18 protein-coding genes are annotated in these 17,838 nt (G+C 63.2%); 11 read left to right on the top strand and 7 right to left on the bottom strand.

Annotated elements, in window-relative coordinates:
* Nucleotides 1-280 precede the first annotated feature (280 nt).
* Nucleotides 281-526: a helix-turn-helix domain-containing protein gene (locus AC13FN_RS02445; protein WP_482984236.1), complete on the bottom strand. Its 246-nt coding sequence runs from the start codon at nt 524-526 to the stop codon at nt 281-283.
* A gap of 348 nt (nt 527-874) precedes the next feature.
* On the opposite strand from AC13FN_RS02445, the gene AC13FN_RS02440 reads away from it, so the two are divergent.
* Both AC13FN_RS02440 and AC13FN_RS02435 read left to right on the top strand, forming a co-directional pair.
* Complete coding sequence (locus AC13FN_RS02440; RefSeq protein WP_482984237.1) at nt 875-1,309, top strand: NIF family HAD-type phosphatase; 435 nt, start codon at nt 875-877, stop codon at nt 1,307-1,309.
* Nucleotides 1,310-1,405: 96 nt separating this feature from the next.
* A complete protein-coding gene (locus AC13FN_RS02435) occupies nt 1,406-1,993 on the top strand; it encodes a cyclin-dependent kinase inhibitor 3 family protein (RefSeq protein WP_482995096.1) in 588 nt (195 codons plus the stop codon).
* A 28-nt stretch (nt 1,994-2,021) separates the two neighbouring features.
* Here AC13FN_RS02435 and AC13FN_RS02430 read toward each other — a convergent pair whose 3' ends face one another.
* Complete coding sequence (locus tag AC13FN_RS02430) at nt 2,022-2,495, bottom strand: hypothetical protein (protein WP_482984239.1); 474 nt, start codon at nt 2,493-2,495, stop codon at nt 2,022-2,024.
* A 788-nt stretch (nt 2,496-3,283) separates the two neighbouring features.
* On the opposite strand from AC13FN_RS02430, the gene AC13FN_RS02425 reads away from it, so the two are divergent.
* From AC13FN_RS02425 to AC13FN_RS02395, 7 genes are all read left to right on the top strand, one after another.
* On the top strand, nt 3,284-4,321 hold the full coding sequence (locus AC13FN_RS02425; RefSeq protein WP_482984240.1) for a hypothetical protein: 1,038 nt from the start codon (nt 3,284-3,286) through the stop codon (nt 4,319-4,321).
* Nucleotides 4,305-5,852 (top strand): hypothetical protein, encoded by a 1,548-nt coding sequence (locus tag AC13FN_RS02420; RefSeq protein WP_482984241.1) that lies wholly within the window; start codon nt 4,305-4,307, stop codon nt 5,850-5,852. The genes AC13FN_RS02425 and AC13FN_RS02420 overlap by 17 nt, the downstream gene beginning before the upstream one ends.
* Nucleotides 5,853-6,018: 166 nt before the next feature.
* The gene (locus AC13FN_RS02415; protein WP_482984242.1) at nt 6,019-6,594 is read left to right on the top strand and encodes a single-stranded DNA-binding protein; all 576 of its coding nucleotides are present in this window, start codon (nt 6,019-6,021) and stop codon (nt 6,592-6,594) included.
* A gap of 200 nt (nt 6,595-6,794) precedes the next feature.
* Complete coding sequence (locus AC13FN_RS02410; protein WP_482984243.1) at nt 6,795-7,700, top strand: hydroxypyruvate isomerase family protein; 906 nt, start codon at nt 6,795-6,797, stop codon at nt 7,698-7,700.
* A gap of 27 nt (nt 7,701-7,727) precedes the next feature.
* A complete protein-coding gene (locus tag AC13FN_RS02405) occupies nt 7,728-9,413 on the top strand; it encodes a GMC oxidoreductase (protein ID WP_482984244.1) in 1,686 nt (561 codons plus the stop codon).
* Nucleotides 9,413-9,988, top strand: a complete 576-nt coding sequence (locus AC13FN_RS02400; RefSeq protein ID WP_482984245.1) for a gluconate 2-dehydrogenase subunit 3 family protein — start codon at nt 9,413-9,415, stop codon at nt 9,986-9,988. Before AC13FN_RS02405 ends, AC13FN_RS02400 begins: the two co-directional genes overlap by 1 nt.
* Complete coding sequence (locus tag AC13FN_RS02395) at nt 9,988-10,746, top strand: 3-keto-disaccharide hydrolase (protein WP_482984246.1); 759 nt, start codon at nt 9,988-9,990, stop codon at nt 10,744-10,746. Before AC13FN_RS02400 ends, AC13FN_RS02395 begins: the two co-directional genes overlap by 1 nt.
* A 30-nt stretch (nt 10,747-10,776) precedes the next feature.
* Here the strand turns inward: AC13FN_RS02395 and AC13FN_RS02390 are convergent, their stop codons facing one another.
* Genes AC13FN_RS02390 through AC13FN_RS02370 form a run of 5 tightly spaced genes read right to left on the bottom strand, consistent with a single transcriptional unit; the run spans nt 10,777 to nt 15,419 of the window.
* Nucleotides 10,777-11,073, bottom strand: a complete 297-nt coding sequence (locus tag AC13FN_RS02390; protein ID WP_482984354.1) for a c-type cytochrome — start codon at nt 11,071-11,073, stop codon at nt 10,777-10,779.
* Nucleotides 11,074-11,101: 28 nt separating this feature from the next.
* Nucleotides 11,102-11,965, bottom strand: a complete 864-nt coding sequence (locus tag AC13FN_RS02385; RefSeq protein ID WP_482984247.1) for a sugar phosphate isomerase/epimerase family protein — start codon at nt 11,963-11,965, stop codon at nt 11,102-11,104.
* Nucleotides 11,966-11,984: 19 nt separating this feature from the next.
* On the bottom strand, nt 11,985-13,109 hold the full coding sequence (locus AC13FN_RS02380) for a Gfo/Idh/MocA family protein (RefSeq protein WP_482984248.1): 1,125 nt from the start codon (nt 13,107-13,109) through the stop codon (nt 11,985-11,987).
* A 12-nt stretch (nt 13,110-13,121) separates the two neighbouring features.
* Nucleotides 13,122-14,339, bottom strand: coding sequence for a nucleoside permease (locus AC13FN_RS02375; RefSeq protein ID WP_227199506.1), 1,218 nt, complete (start codon nt 14,337-14,339; stop codon nt 13,122-13,124).
* A 27-nt stretch (nt 14,340-14,366) separates the two neighbouring features.
* On the bottom strand, nt 14,367-15,419 hold the full coding sequence (locus AC13FN_RS02370; RefSeq protein ID WP_482984249.1) for a sugar phosphate isomerase/epimerase family protein: 1,053 nt from the start codon (nt 15,417-15,419) through the stop codon (nt 14,367-14,369).
* A gap of 95 nt (nt 15,420-15,514) precedes the next feature.
* Between AC13FN_RS02370 and AC13FN_RS02365 the strand changes: the two genes are divergently transcribed.
* Nucleotides 15,515-16,522 carry a LacI family DNA-binding transcriptional regulator gene (locus tag AC13FN_RS02365; RefSeq protein ID WP_049434543.1) on the top strand — a complete coding sequence of 336 codons (1,008 nt, stop codon included), beginning with the start codon at nt 15,515-15,517 and terminating at the stop codon, nt 16,520-16,522.
* Nucleotides 16,523-16,667: 145 nt separating this feature from the next.
* Complete coding sequence (locus AC13FN_RS02360; RefSeq protein ID WP_054171210.1) at nt 16,668-17,720, top strand: sensor domain-containing diguanylate cyclase; 1,053 nt, start codon at nt 16,668-16,670, stop codon at nt 17,718-17,720.
* Nucleotides 17,721-17,838: the final 118 nt, after the last annotated feature.

Here is a 17,838-nt window from a genome sequence, read left to right as displayed (position 1 = left end):
ACGGCTGTCGCAGCATTCTGGGATTTCAGGTTGAGGAGGCCGCCGCAGGTGATGTGTTTGGTGCCTTGTACATCCAGAAGCATCGCTTGGCACTTGTTCTGGTCTGGCCCAATGTAAGTCAAAGGGGACTCTCCAACATGCGATACAGCGGGGGAGAACATCGGCGAGCCTGGGGCGTTCAGGTCCTAACGTCTTGGGAAGGGGAGAGGGTAGAAGCCGCGAGGGGCATGGCTGTCGTGTGACCTTTGTGGTGCAAAGTGCGGTGGCGAGGCTCGCGCTTTCAATCTTTGAGTTGCTTCTCAAATCTAGCAACGAGCTTGCTCAACGTCAGGCCAGCTAAGTGGGCGATGTCCCTAAGTTCAATGACGTCGAGCCTGCGCTTCCCAGTCTCGACGTCACTCATAAACGACTGGCTCCGACCAAGCTGTTGGGAGACCTGGCTCTGGGTGAGGCCGGCCCCTAGCCTCGCGTCTTTGATCACCTGGATCAAGACAGCGTACTCATCGCGATGAATGGACTTGGGCACGGCCGCGCCTTGATTGAGCGGCCTCAGAAGCTATATCCAGTTCTCAGATATCTAAAAAACAGATATCCTCTGCCTCTCAGTCACGAGGGCGTGAACATGAGCCTGCAGCGACGATGCGGGGTGGGAGCCGCAGCACGAACTGCGGTGGTGCTGGACCCTGCGGGCTTGGCTGCCGCTTGCGGCGGACCGATGGATAAGAGATTTGTGTTCATTGGCGCGCAACAGCAGTATCGCGAATCGATCGGGGCCATCTGAGGTCATCAGCGCCGTGAAGGGCGCCATGTAAGCTCTGTGGCAGGCCGGTCGATAGTGTTGGAGCATCAACTTAACCTCTGGGAACAGCTATCTATGCGCCCGACCATCCTTGCAATGGATCTCGAAGGGACGCTGATTTCAAACGCAGTCAGTCAAATTCCGCGTCCAGGTCTGAATCGTTTCCTCGAGGCGATCAATTGCATCTTTGAGTACAAGGTCATCTATACAACAGTTCCCGAGCCAACCTTTCGAGGAGTTGCCCAGCTTCTGGTTAGCGAGGGCTGTGCACCAATGTGGTTTGCCCATATCCCGTACATCTACTGGCAAGGGCCGACCAAGGACCTGAGGAATGTATGCGCTACGCACGGCACTGCGCTTCTACTGGATGATCACGAAGCCTACGTCCACCCCGGTCAAGAGGAGTGGTGGATAGAAGTTCCCTTGTTCGGCTCCCCCTACGCACAGGACGATGCGGGATTGGACGCTGCACTGGAGGTGCTGAAAGCGCGCTTAGGGAAGGAGTCGTGACCTCTGTTGTGTCTTAAGCACATCGTGCCAGAACTTGCCTTGGGCGGTGTCACCGGTAGCTGGAGAAGGAGTGGAACAACATGAAGAGACCCGACGATGCGAACTAGTTTGACCCACCCAATCAGGATCGCAGAGCTACTAGTCGGCGACAGCGGAGGGGCCATTGGTGTGACATTCGCTCCTGGGAAATATCAGGAGTCGGCCATGACCGGTTCCTGGGCTAGAGATCTTGATGTGGACATCACTGCGATTCGGGCCTGGGGCGCAACGCACCTGATTTCGTTGCTGGAACCATGGGAGTTCCAAGAGCTGCGAATCGATGGATTGCCTCGCATCGCCGCCCATAAGGGCATCACTTGGCATGGTCTTCCGGTCACCGACGGCGAGGCCCCAGATCATAGGCTTTTGGATCATTGGCAAGAGGTGAGTTCAGCTCTCGTCCGTGATCTCTTTGACGGATGTCGGCTAGTAGTCCATTGCAAGGGGGGGCTTGGAAGAGCCGGTACAGTCGCTGGCATGCTCCTCCTGCAAACTGGGACTGCGCAGACTGCGGCTGAGGCGATCAAGATGGTTCGACGTGTTAGGCCAGGAGCCGTTGAGACACTGGCGCAAGAAGACTTCCTGCAGTACTGCATGGGCGTCGTGCCTCAGCATGGTTCGTCATTTCCCCGGAATGGCGAGTAGGAGCAGTGGCGGGAAACGGCGATGGAGCTCAGAGCCGCCATTGCCATGCAGGCTCAAGCCAGTACTCTTGGCCCAAAGGCAGGAATGTTTCCATGGCGACGTCAAGAATCAGCGGCTTGCGCCAATCCTGGGTCGGCACAAAGCAGAAGTCGGTTGTCGCAAGCATTCCTGACCGGGCCCTACGAAGGAGCCACACGGTTTTCGAGCTGATCTCTCGATCAAGCGCCTGGCGAATCGACGCCTCGCCCATGTCCTTCTGAAGAAGCCAAGAAGCGGTGTTGCGTAAGCTCGCCCAGAGCACGTACCTTTTCCGTCCCAGCCCCAGCGCATCCCATTCCTTTAGTTGAGTGCTTCGCAAGCCGTCTCCAAGAGAAGGTGGAAGTCGATGCTTACGTAAAAGGTTGGCCAAGTACGCCCGGGCATCGCTTTCACAGAGTGCGGCACCAAGGCGCCGCTTGGCCTCAACTGGGCAGTCGGTGGTCCAGCGAGCGAGGATGTCCAACAGCAACGCCTCCAGGTTCACACCCGGGCGGGACCATCGGTGGCGATAGTTCCAAGCCAAAGGCTCATACAAGGACCGGGCGTAAAAGTGGAGCCTTCTATGCAGGCACGCTCCAGCACTTGAAGCGAGGCTAAGGTGTCTAGTGCTTCAGAGCCCAAGGAGCCTGCCGCCACCGGTGCGCTTGCCGTTCTGGAGCGCTCCAGAGCGCACCACGCGCACGCCAGGAAGGGGCCGAGCGAACGAACAAAAGCGTCCAGTTCGGGCCAGGGCGAAATGAGGGTCGGTTGGTTAACGACATAGGCCACATAGCCCTCAAATCGCGCATCCAGCAGGAAGGATATCAACCCCTCCCTGAGACTGTCTATCGGATTTTCCGATAACTCACCCCGTCGGCCAAGCCTGCTGTGGCTGGCGACACGTTATGCGATAGAGGCTTGGCAACCGGAATTGAGGAATTGAACGGTAGCAGGAGTTGCCGAATGGCCGAAGGCTGAGTCATTGAAAAAGTGCTGGGGCCCAAGCGCACTTCAAGCATGGGCCTGCCCATTGCGCTGAGGCGGTACAACTGGGTAGCTGGTGAGGTAAGCCGGTATCAACAGAGCACCTACGCCGTCTCGGTGACGCTGGCGGCCTGAACATCCAGGTCGGCCGCTCGGTCAATGGCCTCCTGTCAGGGTGGATGAAACGGCGAAAAAGGGTAATCTCTGCCCGTGCGACGCGACAGGCTCAAGGTACAACCGACAAGGGCCTCCGTCGCACATGGACCAGGGGCACAAGGAGTCAAATAGATGGGTTTCCTCACTGACGATGAGCGCCAGCAACTGCGTATTCACAGAATGATTCTGCATGTGGTCGGTGATGGTGAGTTCGAGCCGCAACTCGCTCGCGCCGTCGAGCACGAAGAATTTTTCCTGTCCCGTATTCGGGATACAGACGTAGCTGCTGTTCATGAGTTCCGACAGCACTCCGCTACACGCGACAAGCTATCGCAAATGGCGACCAACGTAGTCGGCTTTGAAGATGGCGCTCAGTCGCTGTCCGATACATTCTCGCGTCAGCACCTCATGACTGCTCGCGATGGCGCATTCTTCATTTTTGAGCTTCGGGTGGACGATCCCGCTGTACGCGTCTACAGCATGATCAAGTATGACTATCGCGAGGCGATTGAACAGGCCATTTCGGAAGATGGTCAGCAACGTCTCCGCCAGATTGTCCATGCACTGATTGATGACAAGAGGGCAGTTCAGAAGTCGGCACTGATCCGTATCAATGGGGGTATTTCCGATCCGCAAGTGTCTGCCCGAGATCGCACGAAGACTTCGCCAGACATCGCGGACTATTTTTCCATATTCTTGGATGTTGATCGTACGCGTAGCGATGGCGACTTGAATCGTGCGCTGCTTGAGAGCCTGCGGCAGGTACTCATCGCCTCGGCGGATCTGTTGCCGGAGCGGGATGCTGCCGCTGCGCTTAAAACGGCAAAGGCCAGTCTGCGAGAACGTGAGCAGATCGATGAAGACGCGATTGTGGAAGCAGTCCTTGCCGCCGCCGGCCATCCTGATGAAGATGCCCAACTTGTTCTTCGTCATCGTATTGCCCGCAAGTTGCGAAGCCAACGCCTGACTGGTCTCGTTTTCCCGCCCGATCGCCAGATTCTGCGCAAGCCAGCGATGCGTAGGCTCCGCACTACCGAAGGGGTGACGGTGACCTACCCAGATGGCGTGACGGTTGAGCGAACCGCTCGAGAGAACGGCATAGGCGAGGTAATCACCATCACCACCGAGTTGATTGTGGAGGAGACAATTGTCCGTGAAGGCACTCGGTGAAGCTCTTGACCGCCTTGTAGAGCAGGGCCGGGCACTTGTCGCTGAAACAGTCGATGCCGCGGTGGTTTCGCAGTTGTCGCAGATTGATGCCGATGCCCTCAAGGTTCTGTGCTTGGCCGCAGAGTGGGAGTTCTCGGTCTTTGATCGAGCAGGGGAGCCGCTGGACGCTACTCAGCCAGTACCGGTGGGATTTGGACCGTATCGACTGCATGTGGCAAAGCCTCCTGTAGCTGCAGGCGTACTGCGTTTGCTGACGCGTTCAGGGCTCCGGCGGGCGTTGGAGGAGGACAACCAAGCGCCGATTTGGGCAATCTTCGGGTTCACCGGCCGAATTTCAAGCGGCAAACGCGTTCTGCAATGCTGGGATGAGGCCATTGCCCCCGTCGAAGTTCCAGCTACTAAGTCGCCGCGTAGGTTAGTGCGGGAGTACACGCAGATCCGACGAGTGCCGAGCGACGTTCGCCTGTGGCTAACGGGTGAACTGAAAGAGGTGACCTTCAGTCAGCCGGCAGCACAGATGTGGGTCGCTGCAGCTGCGGCTGCACTCATCGCTTGCCTGCCAAGCGAGATAGATGCTGAAGACGCTCGACTGAAGTTCCGAGGGCCTCCTCGACTGGAGCTTCCGTCGCTCAAGCATGATGATGAGTCCCTGGATCGGGACACATTCAATGCACTGCAGAGCGCGGTTGCATGGGTCTTCGAGAACGAGCGTGAGGCTGAGCTGAGGCACACACTCCTGGCGGGAGAGCTCGCCCGGTCAGGTTCCTCGCAGGGTGGAACCTTGGAGTTCCTCAAAGCCCATCTAAAGCATGCTCTGGAAAGCGCTCACATTGCCTACCAGATGTCTCTTTCCGAAACGGCTCGCGACACTCTGAAGATCCTGGGGGAGCTTCGAAAGACTGTTACCGATGAAACTGCAAAGCTGTCGGAAATGAGCCGCCCGCTGACCGGTGCTGTCTCTGCAGCAGTGGCAACCGGGATTGGCTTAGTCGCGGCGCGCGTCGCTGCCAATGCACCTCCGGTGCTGATTGTCTTGATTGTGATGGTCGTACTTGTCTACATCGCAATGATCATTGCGTCCGGCGTTCGCTTTATGCAGCTGCAGCGCTCCCTTCGTAGTGAGTGGCAGCATCGCTTGTACCGCTTCCTTCCAGGCACAGAGTACGCCACGCTAGTCACGGAGCCCACCCGGAGGGCCGAAAGATCGTTTGTAACCACGGCTTGGTTGGGGGGCGCAGCCGTTGTTGCCCTGAGCTTGGCGTGTGGGTGGTTTGCATTTGTGGATGCGCGCGTTGGTGAGGTTCTACGCCAGCACCCTACCATTCAATCGACGCCGGAAAAGAGCCCAGCAGTTTCACCAAGTAGCCCAACCGCGGCCCTCCATAGTGCTGCATCGACCGATGATCATTCTGATGCCAGTGGTCGCCGGGCGGCAGATATGTCGCTCCCCGGCAGCCTCTGGTTGCCAAGCTCCGTCGCGAGCATCGACGAGGGGCGTCCATCGCCTGGGGTCATGAGAGTGTCTGAGTGATAAGATTTGGGCAGCTCTCCCGCCCTTCTTAGGCGGGGCCTCAACCCGGCCTTGTCACCGCGACGGCCACGGGGAGAGACGCTGCTTCGGAGATGTCCCTACGTATAGTCTCCGAACAAAGAATGACAAAATTTCCCTTAAATATCAACAGTTTGGAGTTAGTAGAATGGCAAGGGGAGTGAATAAAGTCATCCTGGTCGGCAACCTCGGCAACGACCCGGACGTGAAGTACACCCAGAGCGGCATGGCGATCACCCGCATCAGCCTGGCCACCACCAGCGTCCGCAAGGACAAGGATGGCAACCAGCAGGAACGTACCGAATGGCACCGCGTGGTGTTCTTCGGCAAGCTCGGCGAGATCGCCGGCGAGTACCTGCGCAAGGGCAGCTCGGTCTACGTCGAAGGCAGCCTGCGCTACGACAAGTACACCGGCCAGGACGGCGTGGAGAAGTACTCCACCGACATCGTTGCAGATGAAATGCAGATGCTGGGCGGCCGTGGTGAAGGCGGCGGTGGCGGCGGTGGTGGCAACTACGGCGGCGATCGCCCGCAGCGCCAGCAGGCTCCGCGCCAGGAGTACGGCGGCGGTGGCGGTGGCCAGCGTGGCGGCCAGGGCGGTGGCTATGGCAACCAGGGCGGCAACCAGGGCGGCGGTTACGGCAACCAGGGTGGCAACCAGCGCCCGCAGCCGCAGCAGGCTCCGCCGATGGACGACTTCGCTGACGACGATATTCCGTTCTGATCGAGCGCTCGTTCGCAGCAGAAAGAAAGCCCCGCTGATGCGGGGCTTTTCTTTTTGCGCGAAGTCATCTGCGTTGTGCTTCGCAGCATCAGTTTTCGTGCACCGCGACTTGCAAACAGACAATTTCCTCCCCTATGGTGCAATCGATTGCATTGCAGTGAATCGTTGCGTTTGATACCGGTTGGGAGGCCGGCAGGTGGATGTCCGTCCATTCGATCAGACCGGCCCCGGCGACGGGGCTCACGCGGCGCGATGCGCTGCGCATCGCAGTTGCCGGCAGCATTGGCCTGGGGGCCGCGACAATCGCGGGCACGCTGCCCGCATTCGCCGCCACCGCGCCGCTCAAAGGCAACCTGAAGCACTCCGTCGCCCGCTGGACCTTCCCGCAGCTGTCCGTCGCCCAGCTCTGCGCGACGGTGAAGGACATTGGCTTCGCCGCGATCGACCTGGTTGGCCCGGAAGACTGGCCCACGCTGAAGGCCCATGACGTCTACAGCTCGATGTGCAACGGCGCGGAGCTGGGCCTGACCAAGGGCTTTGCCGGCCGTGAGTTCCACGACCAGCTGGTGGAGCGCTACACGCGCCACATCGATCTGGTCGCCGATGCTGGCTACCGCAACCTCATCTGCTTCTCCGGCAATCGCAACGGCATGGACCCCGCCGAAGGCATGGCCAATGCCGAGGCCGGCCTCAAGCGCATCCTCGGGCATGCCGAGAAGCGCGGCGTGGTGCTGGTGATGGAGTTGCTGAACTCCAGGGTCGATCACCACGACTACCTGTGCGATCACTCTGCCTGGGGCGTGGAGCTGTGCCAGCGGCTGGGCTCGGACAATTTCGGCCTGCTCTACGACATCTACCACATGCAGATCATGGAGGGCGACATCATCGCCACCATTGGAAAACACCACGCCTGCTTCAAGCATTACCACACCGCAGGCGTGCCAGGCCGGAACGAGATCGGAGACCAGCAGGAGCTCCACTATCCGGCCATCTGTCGCGCGATTCGCGACACCGGTTTCAAGGGGTATCTGGCGCAGGAGTTCACGCCTGCAGCGCCCGATCCCGTTGCCTCATTGCGCGAGGCGATCCGCCTCTGCGACGTCTGAAACGATATCCACCCAGGTGAGAAACCCATGGCAGATAATCACTACGACGCCATTGTTGTTGGCTCGGGAATCAGTGGCGGTTGGGCGGCGAAGGAGCTGACCGAAAAGGGCTTGAAGGTCCTGATGCTGGAACGTGGCCGTAACATCGAGCACGTCAAGGACTACGTCAACGCGATGAAGGAGGCGTGGGACTTCCCGCACCGCAATCGGCCAACGCAGGCGATGAAGGCCGACTTCCCGGTGCTGATGCGCGATTACGGCCTGGCCGAGAATCTGGAAGGAATGTGGGCCAACGAACAGGACTCACCCTACATCGAGACCAAACGTTTCGACTGGTTCCGTGGCTACCACGTCGGCGGCCGCTCGCTGCTGTGGGGGCGGCAGAGTTATCGCTTCTCCGATCTGGATTTCGAGGCGAACCTCAAGGACGGCCTCGCGACCGACTGGCCGATCCGCTACGCCGACATCGCGCCGTGGTACGACTACGTGGAAAAGTTCGCCGGCATCGCCGGCACGCGCGAAGGACTGGACGTGCTGCCGGACGGCGAGTTCCTTCCGCCGGTTCCCTTGAACATCGTCGAGAAGGATGTGGCCGCGCGTATCAAGAAGGCCTTCGGCGGAACGCGCCATATGATCCACTCGCGCACCGCCAACATCACCAAACCGATGCCCGAGCAGGGCCGCGTCAACTGCCAGTATCGCAACAAGTGCATTCTGGGCTGTCCCTTCGGCGCCTACTTCTCCACCCAGGCGGCGACACTGCCAGCGGCGATGAAGACCGGCAACCTGACCTTGCGTCCGTTCTCGATCGTCAAGGAAGTGCTCTATGACAAGGATCGCAAGCGTGCGCGTGGCGTGGAGGTGATCGACGCCGAAACCGGCCAGACCTACCAGTACACCGCCAAGGTCATCTTCCTCAATGCGTCGTCGTTCAACTCGACCTGGCTGCTGATGAACTCGGCGACCGATGTATGGGACGGCGGGCTGGGCTCTTCGTCCGGTGAGTTGGGGCACAACGTGATGGATCATCATTTCGGTGCGGGTGCCTCGGGCCGGGTCGAGGGCTACGAAGACAAGTACTACTTCGGCCGCCGTCCCTGCGGTTTCTACATTCCGCGCTTCCGCAACGTCGCAGCCGACAAGCGTGGCTACCTGCGCGGGTTCGGCTACCAGGGCGGTGCCAGCCGAAACGGCTGGTCGCGCGAGATCGCCGAGCTGAACATCGGCGCCGACCTGAAGGAAGCGCTGACCGTGCCGGGTGACTGGCGCATCGGCATGACCGGTTTCGGCGAGATGCTGCCGCACCACGACAACACCATCCGCCTGGATCACGACCGCAAGGACAAGTGGGGGCTGCCGGTGCTGGCGATGGACGTTGCCATGCGTGCCAACGAACTGGCGATGCGCAAGGACATGGCCGCTGACGCGGCCGAGATGCTGGAGGCGGCCGGCGTCAAGGACGTGAAGATGCACGACAACGACTACGCCCCGGGCAAGGGCATCCACGAGATGGGAACCGCGCGCATGGGACGTGATCGGAAGAGCTCGGTACTGAACCAGCACAACCAGGTCTGGGATGCCCCCAACGTCTATGTGACCGACGGTGCCTGCATGACCTCCAGCGCCTGCGTGAATCCCTCGCTGACCTACATGGCGCTGACCGCGCGCGCGGCCGACCACGCGGTACGCGAACTGAAAGCGGGGAACCTCTGATGGATCGCCGCGAACTGCTGAAGATGATCGTCGCCGCCACCGGCGCGGCCATGGTTGGATTGCCCGCGCTTGTGCAGGGGCAGGCGCCGGCGGGCGCCACGAAGATCCATTTCTCCGATGCCGATGTCGGCACGCTGGACGAGATCGCCGAGACCATCCTGCCGCGGACCCGGACACCAGGGGCGAAGGATGCCGGTGCCGGGTTGTTCATGGCGACATTCGTCAGCGATTGCTACACCGCCCGGCAGCAGGCGACGTTCCGCGCTGGTCTGGCCGACATCGACAAACGCGCCGGTGGCCGCTTCGTATCGCTCACACCGGAAGCCCGCACCGAACTGCTGCGTGCTCTGGATGCGGAGGCCAAGGTACGCAAGGCCGATGTGACCGAGACCGGTACGCCTGAAGAGGGCGACGCGATGCCGCACTACTTCACGATGCTCAAGCAGTTGGCCATCTTCGGCTTCTTCACCTCCAAGGTCGGCGCGACCGGGGTGCTGCAGTACGTCGCCGTGCCGGGGCGTTACGACGGCGACCTGGCCTATGTTCCGGGCACGCCGGCGTGGGGGACCAGCTGATGGACGATATTCTGATGATCCGCTCTCTGTTGATTGCCACCGGCCTGCTGGCCGCAGTACCTGCCTTCGCGCAGGACGGTGCCGACGCTGCGCGTGACCCGAAGAAGACCGAGGTGTGGACGCCGGTGCCAGCAGTCGTGGCAACGCCCGCGGGCAAGGCGCCGTCCGACGCCATCGTGCTGTTCGATGGCAGGGATGTCTCGGCGTGGGAGGCAGAGCAGGGCGGGCGCGTGCCCTGGACCGTCGCCGATGGCGCGATGACCGTGGTGCCGGGCAGCAAGGGCATCCGCACCCGACAGCGCTTCTGCGATGTCCAGCTGCATGTCGAATGGCGTACTCCCACCGAGACGAAGGGCTTCGACGGCCAGAACCGGGGCAACAGCGGCATCTTCCTGCAGGAACTGTATGAGCTGCAGGTGCTCGACAGTTACAACAACCCGACGTATGCCAACGGCCAGGCGGGTTCGATCTACAAGCAGGCCATGCCACGGGTGAACGCCTCGCGCGCACCGGGCCAGTGGCAGGTCTACGACATCATCTGGAAGGCTCCGCGCTTCTCGCAGGGCGGCGGCCTGACGTCGCCCGCGCGCATCACCGTGCTGCATAACGGCGTGCTGGTACAGGACGACACCGTGCTGGCAGGCAAGACCGAGTACATCGGTGCGCCTTCGTACGCGCCCCATGCGTGCGCGCCGCTCTATCTGCAGGAGCATGACGCCAAGGTCAGCTACCGCAACATCTGGGTGCGCGAACTGTAGCGGCACACGGCCGGCGTGGTCGCCGGCCGCTTACTTCGCCAGGTAGCTGGCGATGTCATCGATTTCCTGTTGCGACAGCTGCGCGAAGGGCGGCATCAATCCGCCGCCCTTCCTGATCTTGTCCTTGATCTGTGCGGGCTGCAGCCGTTTGCTGATGTCGGTGAGCGCAGGAAACGCGCCCGGCATGCCAGCGCGATCGGCACCGTGGCAGGCCGTGCAGTTTGCGCTGTAGAGCTTCGCACCGGCCGCAGGGTCGTCCTTGCACCAGGCCGTGGTCGCCAGCGTCGTGCCGCACAGGAGCGCGGTAAGGGTGAAGCTCAATTTCAAGCGAGTGTCCAAGCGAGGCTCCTTCGCATCAGCGCGGTACACGAGCAGGTTGGTCGATGGCCAGGTGTTCACGCAGGTAGTCCGCGCCGGTCTGGATGACCTTGGCCGGGTCGCGCGGCTGGTCGTGCTCGATGATGTACCAGTGCACGCCCGCGGCGGCCGCGGCTGGCAGGATCGCGTTCCAGTCCAGTACGCCCTGGCCCACCGCAGCGAATCCGCCTTCGTCTTCAGCCTGGCCCTTGGGCGCATTGTCCTTGGCGTGCACGGCGAACACGCGGCCGCGGAATTTTCCCAGCATCACCGCCGGGTCCAGGCCCGCACGTGCGACCCAGGCAAGGTCCAGCTCGGTCTGCAGGTCGGGGCCGGCCGCTGCGAACAGCAGCTCCAGTCCGGTGCTGCCATCGAAGTCGACCAACTCGAAGTCGTGGTTGTGATAGGCCAGGTGCATGCCCTTGGTTCGTACCTGTTTCGCGATCCTGCCCAGCTCCTGGCCCAGTGCGGTCCAGCCCGCGGCATCGGTTGGGCGATCCTTCTTGTCCAGGTACGGTACCACCAGCGTCGTGTTGCCGATCGACCGGTTGAAGGTCACCACCCCATCCAGATTGCTGCGCAGCTCGGCCAGCGGCACATGCGATGAAATGGCCTTGATCGAGTACCGGTCCAGCAGCTGCTTGAGTTCGGCGGCGCTGGTGTTCTGCGTACCGACTGTTTCCACCGCGTGGACGCCCGCGTCGTGGACGATCTTCAGCTGCTGGTCGAGCGACCCGGCGTTGCGCAGGGTATACATCTGCACCGCGATCGGTTTCTGCGTGCTGGCGGCTTCGTCTGCGAAACCCGGCAGGGCAGCGAACAGCAGGATGAGGCTTGCACTTCTACGGAAAAGGGCTTTCATCAACAGATCCTCCCGGGTTTCAACCGATGACGGTCCAGGCACGCGACCTGGCCGATGCAATGACACGGTCAACGATCTGCGCCGAGCGCAGGCCGTCCTCGAAGGTCGGCAGGCCCTGCGGCCGCTCGCCTTCAATGGCGCGATAGGTGTCGGCGACAAATGCCTCGAAACACTGGGCGTAGCCCTGTGCATGCCCGGCCGGCAGCACGGAAAGGCGGCGCTGATCGTCACTGCCGGCACCGGGGCCGCGTACGAAGATCTTCTCGCGCTGGTCGGGCAGGCCGATCCACAGTCGTTCGGCATCCTCCTGGTTGAAGGCCACACTGGCCTTGGCGCCATCGATCTCGAACCAGAGGCGGTTGTGGCGTCCGGCCGAGACCTGGCTGACCGTCAATGACGCCAGCGTGCCGGCGTCGGTCCTGAACATCGCCGCAGCCACGTCTTCGCTGGTGACGGGCTGCATCGCGCTGGCGGCCGTTGGCGTGCTGAAGCTCTGCCCGCTGACGGCGCCGCGCTCGGCGATTACCGTGGAGAACGCCGCGCTGACCTCGGCGAAACGCTCGCCGCTGATCCATTCCACCAGGTCGCACCAGTGCGAGCCGATGTCGGCGAACACACGCGAAGTGCCTCCCAGCGCGGGGTCCACGCGCCAGTTGTTGCTGGCCGGGTCCAGCAGCCAGTCCTGCAGGTAGCTGCCGTGGATGAGGTGCAACGGCCCCAGTTCACCGTGGGCGATACGGGCGCGCGCCTCGCGCACCACCGGGTGGTAGCGGTAGACGAAGGGCACCGTGGCCACAAGGCCGCGCGAGGCCGCCAGCGCAGCCAACGCCTGTGCATCTTCCAGCGAGGTGGCCAGCGGCTTCTCGCAGATCACGTGCTTGCCGGCTTCCAGCGCAGCCTGGGCCATCGCGCGGTGCAGGTGATTGGGCGTGCACACGTGCACGACCTGCACCTGCGGGTCGGCGATGACCTCCTCAATGTCCCGGTAGGCGCGCGCGACATTCCAGGACTGCGCTGCCTCATGTGAACGCTGCGGTGACGAGGCGGCCACGCCGCGTACCTCGGCACCCGCCAGCAGTGCCGCACGACGATGCACTGCGCCGATCATGCCGGCGCCGACGATGGCGATTCCAAGCTTGGGCATCGACTGGGATCCTCAGGGCGTGGAGGGCGCGGCCGTGGCCGCCGGCCGGTCGCGGAACAGCAGCAGGAAGGCGATCAGCACCACCAGTGCAACGCCGGCCGGGAACAGCCAGATCTGCTGCCAGTCGGGGCCGGCCGCGGTGGTGAAGTGCTCCACCACCGCGCCGGACAGGAAGGTGCCGATCAGCATGCCCACGCCGTAGGTGGCCAGGGTGATGAACCCCTGCGCGCTGCTGCGCGCGGCGGGGCCGGCATGTGCATCGGTGTAGATCTGGCCGGTGACGAAGAAGAAGTCGTAGCAGATGCCATGCAGCACGATGCCGATCACCAGCAGGGAAAAACCGCTGCCCGCATCGCCGAAGGCGAACATCGCGTAGCGCACCACCCAGGCGGCCATGCCGACCGCCAGCATGGTCTTCACTCCCAGCCGCACGAACAGGAACGGCATGGCCAGCATCAGCAGCACTTCGGAGACCTGGCCCAGCGACTGCAGGCCTGCTGCACCCCGCACGCCCAGGTCGTTGAGGTACGGATTGGTGAAGTTGTAGTAGAACGACAGCGGGATGCAGATGGCGATGGAGGCCAGGAAGAACACCAGATAGGCGCGCGACTTCAGCAGCCGCAGCGAATCCAGCCCCAGGATCTGCCCGAGGCCGGCATCGCGCTGCTGCGCCAGCGGCGGCGTGTGCGGCAGGGTGAACGCGTACAGGCCCAGCAGCAGTGATGCCAGCGCCGCCATCCGGAACGTCAGTTCAAGCCGATGCGCCTGTTCCCAGCCCAGCCAGCCGATCAGCACACCGGCCACGATCCAGCCGACGCTGCCGGCCACGCGCACCAGCGGGAACTGCTTCTCCGGCGACTGCATGTGCCGCATCGCCACGCTGTTGGCCAGTGCCAGCGTCGGCATGAACAGCAGCATGTAGCCCATCACGCAGGCGGAGAACGTGCTGAAGCTGTCTGCTGTGGAGGCCAGCCACAGCAGCACCGCGCCGGCCAGATGCAGTACCGCAAGGATGCGCTGCGCCGCGAAATAGCGATCCGCGATCAGCCCAACCAGGAACGGCGCGACGATGGCGCCGATGGACTGGCTGAGGAACGCCGTCGCCACTTGGCTGGCGCTGGCCTGCAGCGGGCCCTGCACCAGATAGGTACCCAGGGTGACGAACCACGCCCCCCAGATGAAGAACTGTAGAAACATCATCGCGCCCAAGCGCGACATGGCGTGCGTCATGGCTTGCCCTCCCGGGGCGGTGTCGGCTCAGATTCCCAGCATGCGGTGCAGTGATCCGGCGTCCGTGCCGCTGTCGGCAAAGTCGTCGAAGGCGCGCTCGGTCACGCGGATGATGTGGTCGCGGATGAAGGTGGCGCCCTCGCGTGCGCCGTCTTCCGGGTGCTTCAGGCAGCACTCCCATTCCAGTACCGCCCATCCGGGGAAGTCGTACTGGGCGAACTTGGAGAAGATCGCCTTGAAGTCGATCTGGCCGTCGCCGAGTGAACGGAACCGGCCCGGGCGATCGATCCAGTCCTGGTAGCCGCCATACACGCCACTGCAGGCGCTGGCGCGGTACTCCGCGTCCTTGACGTGGAAGATGCCGATGCGCGCGTGGTAGCGATCGATGAACCCCAGATAGTCCATCTGCTGCAGCAGCAGGTGGCTGGGGTCGTACAGGATCTTCGCGCGCGGGTGGTGATCGACCACGTCGAGGAAGCGTTCGAAGGTCGCACCGTCGTGCAGGTCCTCCCCCGGGTGGATCTCGAAGCACAGGTCCACGCCGCAGGCGTCGAACGCATCGAGGATGGGGCGCCAGCGGCGGCCGAGTTCGGCGAAGGCTTCCTCCACCAGCCCCGGTGGGCGCTGCGGCCAGGGATAGAAATAGGGCCACGCCAACGCGCCGGAGAACGTGGCATGCGCGGTCAGCCCCAGGCGCTGGCTGGCCTTGGCCGCCAGCAGCAGCTGCTCCACTGCCCAGGCCTGGCGCGCGGCGGGGTCGCCGCGCTTGTCCGCTGGCGCGAAGCCGTCGAACAGGCCGTCGTACGCAGGATGGACCGCGACCAGCTGCCCCTGCAGATGGGTGGACAGTTCGGTGACCTGCACGCCGTGCCCGGCCAGCATGCCAGCGAGGTCGTCGCAGTACGCCTGGCTGCGTGCGGCCTCCGCCAGATCGAACAGGTGGGGCGCCGTGGTGGGGACTTGTACGCCAGAATAGCCGAGACCCGCGGCCCACCCGGCCAGCGTGTCCAGCCGATCAAAAGGAGCTGCGTCGCCGATGAACTGCGCCAGGAACAGCGCTGGACCCTTGAGCGTCTTCAACGTGATTCGCCCTCGATGCAATCGATTGCATTATCCTAGCAGGGGCTCACGCAGGACCTGTTGTGCACTGCACAGCGGGCAGGAGAACTAACGCCATGGCCACCATCTACGACATTGCAAAGCACGTCGGCGTCTCCGCAGGCACGGTGTCGCGGGCGCTTTCGCGGCCGGACAAGGTCCTGCCGGCCACCCGTGCGCGCATCGAGCAGGCCGCCACCGCGCTGGGCTATGTGCCCAACACGGTGGCCCGCACGCTCAAGACCCAGCGCAGCGGCAAGATCCTGGTCACCGTCCCGGACATCGCCAATCCGTTCTTCGCCCAGATCCTGCAGGGCGCGGAGGACGCCGCGCAGGCCGTTGGCTACGCGGTCCTGCTGGGGGACACCCAGCATCAACCGGATCGCGAGGAGCGCTACGCGCAGATGCTCCGGCGCAACGAGGCCGACGGCATGATCGTGCTGGGGCATCGCCTGCCCCCCACGGCGCGTGACATCGTCGAACAGCGGGGTGCCGCCGCGCCGGTGGTCAACGGCTGCGAATTCGATCCCGCGCTGGGCATTCCCAGCGTCCACATCGACAATGCGGCCGCCGCGCGCGCGGTGATGGAACACCTGTACGGGCTGGGACACGAACGCATTGCGGTGGTCGGTGGACCGCCTGACAACCCCCTGCACCAGCAACGGCTGGAAGGGGTGCGGGCGGCCGGCAAGGCGCGTGGACGCCTGCGTCAGCTGAACATCGTGCCGGGTGACTTTTCGGTGGAGTCCGGCCATGCCGCCGCGATGGCGATGTTGGCCGCCGCGCCGGTACCGACTGCGGTCTTCTGTTTCAGCGACCAGATGGCGCTGGGCACCCTGGCGGCCTGTCGGGAGCTGGGCATCCGCGTGCCGGAGGACCTGTCCATCGTCGGCTTTGACGACCTCGCCTCCTCGCGCTACCTCACGCCGCCGCTGACGACGATCAGACAGCCGATGCGGGAGATTGGTGAGCGCGCGGTCAACCTGCTGCTTGCCATCATCGAACACGTGGATGTGCCGCTGCAGCAGACGCTGGATTTCAGCCTGATGCTGCGGGGCTCGACGGCTGCACCCAGGGCCGGGTGAGGGCAGGGCAGAGCGCGCTGCCTCATGAGTGTCGCCAGATGGCTTCTGCAACCTTGATCCCGAATTGACGCAGAGCTGTCAGACTCACCGCAGGCAGCCCGGCAAGGGCCTTGGTGGCAGCTGCGATCGCTCAAGGGGGTCGGCAATGCCGTTCTTGACGGACTCGACCGAGGTCTCGGTCGAAGGCATCGGCGCGGCACGGCGCATCGGCTGGATGCGTTTCGTGGGCAACGGGTTGGGGGCGATCCCCATTGCTTCGATCATGCTCGAACGCCAGGACGGTGCGCTGGCGTGGGTCCTGCTGCTGCTCAATGCACTGGCCTGGCCGGCGCTCGCCCTCGTGCTGACCCATCGCTCACGGCAGCCCGCGGTGGTCCAGTTCCGCTGCATGGTGATCGATTCCTTCTTTGGCGGTGGCTGGATCGCCTTCATGGGGCTCAGCGTGGTGCCCAGTGCGTTGTTCGCCGCGCTGCTGGTCGCCGACAAGATCGCCGCCGGCGGGGTGAAGCTGGCGGTACGGGCCACACTGGCACTGGCAGTTGGGTTCGCGCTCACCTGGTGGGTACTCGGGTTTCCCTATCAGCCGGTGTCATCGCAGCGCACGATCGTACTCAGTGTGCCGTTCCTGTTCGTCTACGGCATCGGCCTCAGCATCCTCAGCTGGCAGCTGGCGCGGCGGGTGAAATCGCAGAACCGCCAGTTGAAGCGGCTGAGCCGGATGGACCCGCTGGTGGAGCTGGCCAACCGCGGCTTCCTGATCGTCCGCGCGCAGCAGGCCCTGGACAAGGCGCAGGGGCAGGGTGGTTTCGCCTGCCTGCTGATGCTTGATGTGGATGACTTCAAGCGCATCAATGACTCGCATGGTCATCGTGCCGGGGACGAAGTGCTGCGCCATATCGCCTCCACCTTGCGCGCCTTCGCCCGGCCCGGCGATACCCCTGCGCGGCTGGGAGGCGACGAGTTCGTCGTGCTGCTGCAGGACTGTGCGCCCATCGATGCGATGCATGTGGCAGAGCGGGTTCGCCTGCACCTTCTGGAAGCAGCACGGCAGGCAACGCCGGGCATCGAGTTCAGCGTCAGCATCGGCATTGCTGCCACGCCGCGGGGCGGCAGCGCCGAGGACTGGCTGGCATTGGCCGACCGCGCGCTCTACCACGCCAAGCGCCAGGGCAAGAACAACGCCAGCTATGGCGAATGAGTCGGCGCGGGCTGCAGCAGTGCTGTCGCAGCACGAGGCCTGATGCCCGTTCATCCTGCACCCGGAATCGTCGTCGCCAATCCTCTACCATGGGCCACCCCGCCCGGACGCGCCGCCC

The organism is Stenotrophomonas sp. 115C5 (assembly GCF_056861055.1).
Note: the sequence above shows the minus strand (reverse complement) of the source record. Positions and strands in the feature narration are given on the sequence as shown.